This window comes from Blastococcus saxobsidens (assembly GCF_002938435.1).
Classification (GTDB): Bacteria; Actinomycetota; Actinomycetes; order Mycobacteriales; family Geodermatophilaceae; genus Blastococcus; species Blastococcus saxobsidens.
This window is the reverse complement of record NZ_POQT01000024.1, coordinates 60,871-69,744: the sequence shown is the minus strand read 5'-3', so window position 1 is coordinate 69,744 and position 8,874 is coordinate 60,871. Positions and strand designations below refer to the sequence as shown.

Below are 8,874 nucleotides of genomic sequence, written 5' to 3'. Positions count from 1 at the left end.
CTGGTGAGTGCAGCGAGCCCCGCAGCAACCGAACCGACAGATCCGGATAAAGACCCGAAGTCAGTCTCCTGAAGGGTCAGGAACGGTCGCTGCGGGGCTCACCCACATCCTCACTGTCTCCTGATCACGAAGGGTCCTGACTCACGGTCGACGGTGAGCCAGGACCCCGCGCGGTGAGGCAGGACGCCGCGGTGACGCGGCTGACGTGCTGGAACGGCCGCCCGTTACTGGGCGAGCATGTCGTCGGTGACGACGGACTCCGTGTCCGGGATGCCGAGGTCCTTGGCGCGCTTGTCGGCCATGGCGAGGAGACGCCGTATGCGACCGGCGACGGCGTCCTTGGTCATCGGCGGATCGGCGCGCTGGCCCAGCTCCTCCAGGGAGGCCTGACCGAACTCCAGCCGCAGCCGGCCCGCGACGAGCAGGTGCTCCGGGGCGTCCTCGCCCAGGATCTCCAGCGCCCGCTCCACCCGGGCGCTGGCCGCGACGGCGGCCCGGGCCGAACGGCGCAGGTTGGCGTCGTCGAAGTTGGCCAACCGGTTGGCTGTCGCACGGACCTCACGGCGCATGCGCCGCTCCTCCCACGCCATGACGGCGTCGTGCGCACCCATGCGCGTCAGCAGCGCGCTGATGGCGTCGCCGTCGCGCACGACCACGCGGTCCGCACCCCGCACCTCGCGGGCCTTGGCGGCGATCCCGAGGCGGCGCGCAGCGCCCACGAGGGCCATGGCCGCCTCCGGGCCGGGGCAGGTCACCTCCAGCGAGGAGGACCGACCCGGCTCCGTGAGCGAGCCGTGCGCCAGGAAGGCGCCGCGCCAGGCCGCCTCGGCGTCGTTGAGGCTGCCGGAGACGACGGCCGGCGGCAGGCCGCGGACGGGGCGGCCGCGCTGGTCGACCAGGCCGGTCTGGCGCGCGAGACCCTCACCGTGCTTGGCGATGCGGACCAGGTAGCGCACGCCGCGGCGGATGTTGCCGCCGGCGAGCACGCTCACGCCGCTCGTGTAGCCGTAGACCTCGCTGATGTCCCGGCGCAGCCGGCGGGCCACCGACCCGGTGTCGAGCTCGGCCTCGATGACCACCCGGCCCCCGACGATGTGCAGGCCGCCGGAGAACCGCAGCAGCGCGGTCACCTCGGCCTTGCGCTCGGAGGTCTTCGTGCACTCCACCCGGGAGAGCTCGTCCTTCACCATGGCGGTCATCGCCACGCCGTCCACCCCCACGTCGCGCCGGGACGTTCCGTCCCCGGCATTCGGGTCAGCGCCATGTACGCCGTCCCCTTCCCCCTCGTGCGGCTTGCCTGCCGGGCTCCTGCGTTACCCGGTCGGCCACTTCTACTCGTTCAGCGCGCTCCGACCACCGACGCCAGCGCGGCCGACAGCCGCTCCGGGTCGTGCCGAGGAGCACCGTCCGGCTCGGCCACCGGCGCCAGGAGGAGCTCGGCACCGCAGCGGCGGACCGCGTTCAGCAGACCACGGCGGTCAACAACCGATTCAGCATCGGCGATCACGCTGTGCAACGCCACTCCGTCCATGTGGGCCAGGAGCACGTTGAGATGTTCCTCCGGTGAGAAACCGTCCGTCTCACCGGGTTGCGGTTCCAGGTTGAGCACCACCACCACGCGGGCCTCCGACTCGGCCAGCGCGGCGCGCAGCCGCGGCACCAGCAGGTGCGGCAGCACCGAGGTGTACCAGGAACCGGGACCCAGCGAGACGACGTCGGCCTGCGCGATGGCCTCGAGCACCGCCGGGTGGACGACCGGGTCGGCCGGGGAGACGCGGATGTCGCGCACCCGCCCCGGGGTGGCCGCGATGGCCACTTGGCCGCGGATCGTGCGCACCCGCGCCGGGTCGTCCCGGTCGACGGTCTCCACGCGGGCGACGAGGTCCAGCGGCTCGTCGGCCATGGGCAGCACCCGGCCCCGGGCGCCGATCAGCTCGCAGAGCTCGTCGAGCGCCCGCACCGTGTCGCCGCCGTGCATCTCGGCCAGGCCGGTCAGCAGCAGGTTTCCCACGGGGTGCCCGGCCAGGACCCCGCTGCCGCCGAAGCGGTGCTGGAAGAGCGCGGCCAGCGTCTGCGCGCGGGCCTCGTCGCCGGCCAGGGCCGCCATGGCCATCCGGAGGTCCCCGGGCGGCAGCACGGGCATCTCCCGGCGGATCCGGCCCGACGATCCGCCGTCGTCGGCGACGGTGACCACGGCGGTCAGCTGCTCGGTGATCCGGCGCCAGGCCGCGAGCGCCGCCGCTAGCCCGTGCCCACCGCCGAACGCCACCACCCGGGGCGGCGACCCCGCGCCCGGTACGCGGCCCACTACTCGCGACCCAGGTCGCGGTGCCGGGCGACGGCCGCGACGCCCTCGGCCCCGAGCCGCCGGGCGAACTCCTCGGCGATGGCCACGCTGCGGTGCTTGCCGCCCGTGCAGCCGACGGCGAGCGTCAGGTACCGCTTGCCCTCGCGCCGGTAACCGGGGACCAGCAGGCGCAGGACGTCGACGTAGCGGTCGAGGAACTCCGCGGCGCCCTCCTGGCCCAGCACGTACTCGCGCACGTCCGGATCGCGGCCGGTGTGCGCACGCAGCTCCGGCACCCAGTGCGGGTTGGGCAGGAAGCGAGCGTCGACCACGAGGTCGGCGTCCAGCGGGAGGCCGTACTTGAAGCCGAAGCTCATCACCGTGGCGGTCAGCGGCGGCGTGCGCCCCTCCCGGGCGAACGCGTTCTCCAGCGTGGCCCGCAGCTGGTGGATGTTGAGATCGCTGGTGTCGACCCAGAGGTCGGCCTCACCGGCGATGCCGGTCAGCAAGGCCCGTTCGGCCGAGATGCCGTCGATGAGCGTGCCGGTGCCCTGCAGCGGGTGCTCCCGCCGGTTGGACTCGTAGCGGCGGACGAGGACCTCGTCGCGGGCGTGCACGTAGACCACCCGGGGCCGGTGCCCGGCGGCGGACAGCACCCGGATGGCCTCCTGCAGGTCGCTGGAGAAGGCCCGGCTGCGGACGTCCACGACGGCCGCGAAGCGGCGCAGGTCGCCGCGCGCACCGAGCTCGACCATCGGCAGCAGCAGCGCGGGCGGCAGGTTGTCGACGACGAACCAGCCGAGGTCCTCCAGCACGCGCCCGGCGCTGTTCTTGCCGGCACCCGACAGGCCGGTGACCACCACGACCTCGAGCGGCGGCGTCTCGGTCGAGGAGGGGTCCATCGCCGGGGACACGTCGTCCTGGGGCCCGGCACCGGCGGTCCTGGGAGCGGCGGTCACGAGGCCACCCGGCCGATCTCGGCGGCCTCGCCGGAGCCGGCGCGCGGAGCACCCTGCTCAGCGGGCCCCTGCGGCGCCAGGACGGTCTCGTCCGGCTCGCCGCCGTCGGGGGTACCGCTCGGCTCGGCGACCGCCGTCTGCACCGCCTCAGCCGTCCGTCGGCCGATGCCGGGCACGGTCATGAGCTCCTCCACCGTGGCCGCGCGCAGCCGCTTGAGGGATCCGAACTGCTTCATCAGCGCCTTCCGCCGGGCCTCTCCGAGGCCTGGGACGTCGTCCAGGAGGGATACCAGCATGCTCGTCGACCGCTTCTGCCGGTGGTAGGTGATGGCGAAGCGGTGGGCCTCGTCACGGACCCGCTGCAGCAGGTAGAGCGCCTCGGAGGTGCGCGGCAGGATCACCGGGTCGCTGTCCCCCGGCAGCCACACCTCTTCCATGCGCTTGGCCAGCCCGCAGACGGCGACGTCGACGATGCCCAGCTCGTCCAGCGACCGGGCCGCCGCCGCCACCTGCGGCGCGCCGCCGTCGACGACCAGCAGGTTCGGCGGGTAGGCGAACCTGCGCGGCCGGCCCTCCTCGGCCGCGACCCCCTGCTCGTCCCGGCGGTCGGCCTCGTCCTTGAGGTGGCGGGCGAACCGCCGGCGGACCACCTCGGCCATCGCCGCGGTGTCGTCGGTGCCGTTGGCGACGGCGAACCGGCGGTAGTCGGACTTCTTGGCCAACCCGTCCTCGAACACCACCATGCTGGCGACCACGTTGGTGCCCTGCACGTGGCTGATGTCGATGCACTCGATCCGCAGCGGTGCGTCCGGCAGCTCCAGCGCCTCCTGGAGCTCCGACAGCGCCAGGGATCGCGCCGTCAGGTCGCTGGCACGCTTCACGCGGTGGCGGGCGAACGCCTCCTTGGCGTTCCGCTCGACGGTCTCCATCAGGCTGCGCTTGTCACCGCGCTGGGGCACGCGCAGCGACACCCGGCCACCGCGCAACTCCTCCAGCAGCTCCACGTAGACGTCGGCGTCCTCCGGCAGCTCCGGCACGAGGACCTCCCGGGGCACGGCCTCCCCCGCCTCGCCGACGCCCGTCTGCTCGTCCACCCCGCCGTACACCTGGAGCAGGAACTGCTCGACCAGCTGCCCGGTGCTGACCTCCTCGACCTTGTCGATGACCCAGCCCCGCTGGCCGCGCACGCGTCCGCCGCGGACGTGGAAGACCTGGACGGCGGCTTCCAGCTCGTCCTGGGCGAAGGCGACGACGTCGGCGTCGGTGCCGTCGCCCAGGACGACGGCCTGCTTCTCCATGGCCCGCTTCAGGGCGCCGAGGTCGTCCCGCAGCCGGGCGGCCCTCTCGTACTCCATGGCCTCGGCCGCCTCGGCCATCTCGCGCTCGAGGCGCTTGATCATCGAGTCGGTGCGGCCGGCCATGAAGTCGCAGAAGTCGTCGACGATCTGCCGGTGCTCCTCGGCGCCGACCCGCTCGACGCAGGGGGCGGCGCACTTGCCGATGTAGCCGAGCAGGCAGGGCCGGCCGATCTGCCCGGCCCGCTTGAAGACGCCGTTGGAGCAGGTGCGTGCCGGGAAGACGCGGGTCAGGGTGTCCAGCGTCTCGCGGATGGCCCAGGCGTGGGCGTACGGGCCGAAGTACCGGACGCCCTTCTTCTTGGGCCCGCGCATGACCTGCAGTCGCGGGAACTCCTCGTTGACGGTGACCGCCAGGGAGGGATAGCTCTTGTCGTCCCGGTAGCGGACGTTGAACCGCGGGTCGAACTCCTTGATCCAGTTGTACTCGAGCTGGAGGGCCTCGACCTCGGTGCCGACGACGGTCCACTCGACGCTCGACGCCGTCGTCACCATCTGGCGGGTGCGCGGGTGCAGGCCGGCGACGTCGGCGAAGTAGCTGTTCAGCCGCTGCCGGAGGTTCTTGGCCTTGCCGACGTAGATGACCCGGCCGTTGGGGTCGCGGAACCTGTAGACCCCTGGGCTCTCGGGGATGGAGCCGACCGCAGGGCGGTACGTGGACGGATCGGCCATGTCCCCACATTAGGTCGCGGGTGCGACACGCCGTCAGTGCACGCACCCGTCAGTCCCACGCGTCACAGCCCCATGGCGGGACACCCGGGCATGCCACCGGAGCGGGGCCCGAGGGCCTCGCTCCGGAGTGGCGTTCAGGTGTGGGTCAGCCCACGGGCTGCGAGCGTCGCACCGCGACGGTCGGCATGCGCGTGGCGACGGCGGACGCTCCGCGGGCGGCCAGGCGGGCCACCCTGCGGCTCAGGGCCACGGCCGCCAGCAGCCCCACCGGGACGGCGACGAAGTCGAAGGCGTCGGCCACCACGTCCTTGGTCACCACGACCAGCGAGAGGCCCAGGAGGGCGACCAGGACGACGGCGGAGAGGATTCCCGACCCTCGCGAGCCCTTGCCCTGCCATGGCTGGCCGCAGTGGCTCATGTCCGGGTCGCAGTCAGGCGTGAGTGCGCTCATCGCGGCCTCCTCGTGGGGCACAGGTGCGCCCGGTGACGTCGGTCACACAGAGGGTACGCCGTCAGTGACTTCTCTCACAAGTGTTCGCGCCGGAGATCTGGGCGGCCGTTCCCACGGGCTGGTACGGGAGCCGGGTCGGGGCACGGGGACCGGCCCGTGCCCCGACCGGTCAGCTGGCCTTCTTGCGGGTCCGCTTCTTGACCGGCCCGACCGCCGCGGCGGCAACCGCGTCGGCGTCGAGCATCGGCACCAGGTACCGGCCGGTGTGGCTCTCGGGCACCGTGGCCACGAACTCCGGCGGGCCCTCCGCGACGACGGAGCCACCGCGGAAGCCACCCTCGGGGCCCATGTCGATCAGCCAGTCGGCGCTCTTGATCACGTCGAGGTTGTGCTCGATGACGATCACCGAGTTGCCCTTGTCGACCAGGCCCTGGAGGACGAGCAGCAGCTTCCGGATGTCCTCGAAGTGCAGACCGGTGGTCGGCTCGTCCAGGACGTAGATGCTGCGGCCGTTCGACCGCTTCTGCAGCTCGCTGGCCAGCTTCACCCGCTGGGCCTCACCGCCGGAGAGCGTGGTGGCCGGCTGCCCGAGCCGGACGTAGCCCAGGCCCACGTCGGTGAGCGTGCGCAGGTAGCGGGCGATCGCCGGGATGGCGGCGAAGAAGTCGGCGGCCTCCTCGATCGGCATGTCGAGGACCTCGGCCACCGTCTTGCCCTTGTAGTGCACCTCGAGGGTCTCCCGGTTGAAGCGGGCGCCCTTGCAGACCTCGCACGGGACGTAGACGTCCGGCAGGAAGTTCATCTCGATCTTCAGCGTGCCGTCGCCCGAGCAGGCCTCGCAGCGGCCGCCCTTCACGTTGAAGGAGAACCGGCCGGGGAGGTAGCCGCGCATCTTCGCCTCGGTGGTCTGGGCGAAGAGCTTGCGCACGTGGTCCCAGACGCCGGTGTAGGTGGCCGGGTTGGACCGCGGGGTCCGGCCGATGGGCGACTGGTCGACGTGCACGACCTTGTCGAGGTGCTCCAGACCGGTGATGGTGCGGTGCCGCCCCGCCACCTGCCGCGCCCGGTTCAGCTGGTTGGCCAGCGTCGTGTAGAGGATGTCGTTGACCAGGGTCGACTTGCCCGACCCCGACACCCCGGTGACGGCCACCAGGCAGCCGAGCGGGAACGACACGTCGATCCCGCGCAGGTTGTTCTCCCGCGCACCCTTGACGACGAGCTCGCGCCCCGGCTCCGGCTCCCGCCGCTTGTCCGGCACGGTGATCTGCTTGCGGCCGGAGAGGTACGCGCCGGTCAACGAGCGCTCGCTGGCCAGCAGCTCCTCCACGGTGCCGCTCACCACGACCTCGCCGCCGTGCTCGCCGGCGCCCGGGCCGATGTCGACCACCCAGTCGGCCACCTTGATGGTGTCCTCGTCGTGCTCCACGACGATGAGCGTGTTGCCCATGTCGCGCAGCCGGATCAGCGTCTCGATGAGCCGGGTGTTGTCGCGCTGGTGCAGGCCGATGGAGGGCTCGTCGAGCACGTAGAGGACGCCCACCAGGCCGGACCCGATCTGGGTCGCGAGCCGGATGCGCTGCGCCTCGCCGCCGGCCAGGGTCGCCGCCGGCCGGTCGAGGGACAGGTAGTCCAGACCGACGTCGACCAGGAAGGACAGCCGGGCCTGGATCTCGCGCAGGACGCGGTCGGCGATCGCCTTCTCCCGCTCCCCCAGCTCCAGGGCTCCGAGCCACTGCGAGGCCTCGCCGATCGACAGGCCGGTGACCTCGGCGATCGACCGGCCGTTGAGCTTGACCGCGAGGATCTCCGGCTTGAGCCGGGTGCCGTGGCAGACGGGGCACGGGACGTCCCGCATGTAGCCCTCGTACTTGTCCTTCATGTAGTCGCTGTCGGTGTCCTCGTGCCGGCGCTCCAGGAACGGCAGCACGCCCTCGAACGCGGCGTAGTAGCTGCGCTCGCGGCCGTAGCGGTTCTTGTAGCGGACGTGCACCTGGTCCGGCGAGCCGTGCAGGATCGCCTTCTGGACCTTGGCCGGCAGCCGCTCCCACGGGTCGTCCATGGAGAAGCCGATCTGCTGGGACAGGCCGGTGAGCAGCCGGGTGAAGTACTCGTTGCTCATCGAGCTCGACCACGGCGCGATCGCGCCCTGGTTGAGGCTCTTGCCCGGATCGGGGACGACGAGCTCCGGGTCGACCTCCTTGCGGGTGCCGATGCCGGTGCACTCGGGGCAGGCGCCGAACGGGGAGTTGAACGAGAAGGAGCGCGGCTCGAGCGCCTCGAAGGAGAGGCCGTCGTCGACGCAGGCCAGGTGCTCGGAGAAGGTGCGCTCGCGGTGCGGGTCGTCCTCCGGGAGGTCGACGAAGTCGAGGACGACGAGGCCCCCGGCCAGCCCCAGCGCGGTCTCGACCGAGTCGGTGAGCCGGCGCTTGGCGCTCTCCTTCACCGTCAGGCGGTCGACGATGACCTCGATGGTGTGCTTCTCCTGCTTCTTGAGCTTCGGCGGCTCGGTGAGCGGGTGCACCGTGCCGTCGACGCGGACGCGCGAGAAGCCCTGGGTCTGCAGGGAGCTGAACAGGTCGACGTACTCGCCCTTGCGGGCCCGGACCACGGGGGCGAGCACCTGGAAGCGGGTGCCCTCCTCCATGCCGAGGACCTGGTCGACGATCTGCTGCGGGGTCTGCCGGGAGATCGGCTTGCCGCAGTTGGGGCAGTGCGGCTGGCCGGCGCGCGCGTAGAGCAGGCGCAGGTAGTCGTAGACCTCGGTGATCGTGCCGACCGTCGACCGCGGGTTCCGGTTCGTCGACTTCTGGTCGATCGAGACCGCGGGTGAGAGCCCTTCGATGAAGTCGACGTCGGGCTTGTCCATCTGGCCGAGGAACTGGCGGGCGTAGGCCGACAGCGACTCGACGTACCGGCGCTGCCCCTCGGCGAAGATCGTGTCGAAGGCGAGGCTGGACTTCCCGGAGCCCGACAGACCCGTGAACACGATGAGCGCGTCACGGGGAAGGTCGATGTGGACGTCCTTGAGGTTGTGCTCACGGGCGCCGCGGACGACGAGCCGGTCCATGTGATCCCTGTCGGTCGCTGGTGTGGGTGACGCGGTGGTGCGGTCCGGCGGCCCGGGCGCGGTCCCCCGGTGCAACGCCGGGT

Annotated in this window: 6 protein-coding genes; all 6 read right to left on the bottom strand. The window is 72.1% G+C overall.

Going from position 1 to position 8,874, the window contains the following annotated elements; all coding sequences use genetic code 11:
• Nucleotides 1-224: 224 nt before the first annotated feature.
• Nucleotides 225-1,199: a DNA-binding protein WhiA gene (gene whiA / locus C5507_RS14740; RefSeq protein ID WP_428839420.1), complete on the bottom strand. Its 975-nt coding sequence runs from the start codon at nucleotides 1,197-1,199 to the stop codon at nucleotides 225-227.
• Nucleotides 1,200-1,339: 140 nt separating this feature from the next.
• Nucleotides 1,340-2,308 carry a gluconeogenesis factor YvcK family protein gene (locus C5507_RS14735; protein ID WP_104529271.1) on the bottom strand — a complete coding sequence of 323 codons (969 nt, stop codon included), beginning with the start codon at nucleotides 2,306-2,308 and terminating at the stop codon, nucleotides 1,340-1,342.
• On the bottom strand, nucleotides 2,308-3,246 hold the full coding sequence (rapZ, locus tag C5507_RS14730; RefSeq protein WP_242611067.1) for an RNase adapter RapZ: 939 nt from the start codon (nucleotides 3,244-3,246) through the stop codon (nucleotides 2,308-2,310). The genes C5507_RS14735 and rapZ overlap by 1 nt, the downstream gene beginning before the upstream one ends.
• Nucleotides 3,243-5,273, bottom strand: coding sequence for an excinuclease ABC subunit UvrC (uvrC, locus tag C5507_RS14725; RefSeq protein WP_104529270.1), 2,031 nt, complete (start codon nucleotides 5,271-5,273; stop codon nucleotides 3,243-3,245). Before uvrC ends, rapZ begins: the two co-directional genes overlap by 4 nt.
• Nucleotides 5,274-5,418: 145 nt before the next feature.
• The gene (locus C5507_RS14720; protein WP_104529269.1) at nucleotides 5,419-5,724 is read right to left on the bottom strand and encodes a hypothetical protein; all 306 of its coding nucleotides are present in this window, start codon (nucleotides 5,722-5,724) and stop codon (nucleotides 5,419-5,421) included.
• 169 nt (nucleotides 5,725-5,893) lie between these two features.
• Nucleotides 5,894-8,791 carry an excinuclease ABC subunit UvrA gene (gene uvrA / locus C5507_RS14715; protein ID WP_104529268.1) on the bottom strand — a complete coding sequence of 966 codons (2,898 nt, stop codon included), beginning with the start codon at nucleotides 8,789-8,791 and terminating at the stop codon, nucleotides 5,894-5,896.
• Nucleotides 8,792-8,874: the final 83 nt, after the last annotated feature.

What these genes read in the sequence shown, in the direction of transcription:
- whiA (WP_428839420.1), bottom strand. Translation starts at nt 1,199, where the DNA reads ATGACCGCCATGGTGAAGGACGAGCTCTCCCGGGTGGAGTGCACGAAG.
- uvrC (WP_104529270.1), bottom strand. Translation starts at nt 5,273, where the DNA reads ATGGCCGATCCGTCCACGTACCGCCCTGCGGTCGGCTCCATCCCCGAG.
- C5507_RS14720 (WP_104529269.1), bottom strand. Translation starts at nt 5,724, where the DNA reads ATGAGCGCACTCACGCCTGACTGCGACCCGGACATGAGCCACTGCGGC.
- uvrA (WP_104529268.1), bottom strand. Translation starts at nt 8,791, where the DNA reads ATGGACCGGCTCGTCGTCCGCGGCGCCCGTGAGCACAACCTCAAGGAC.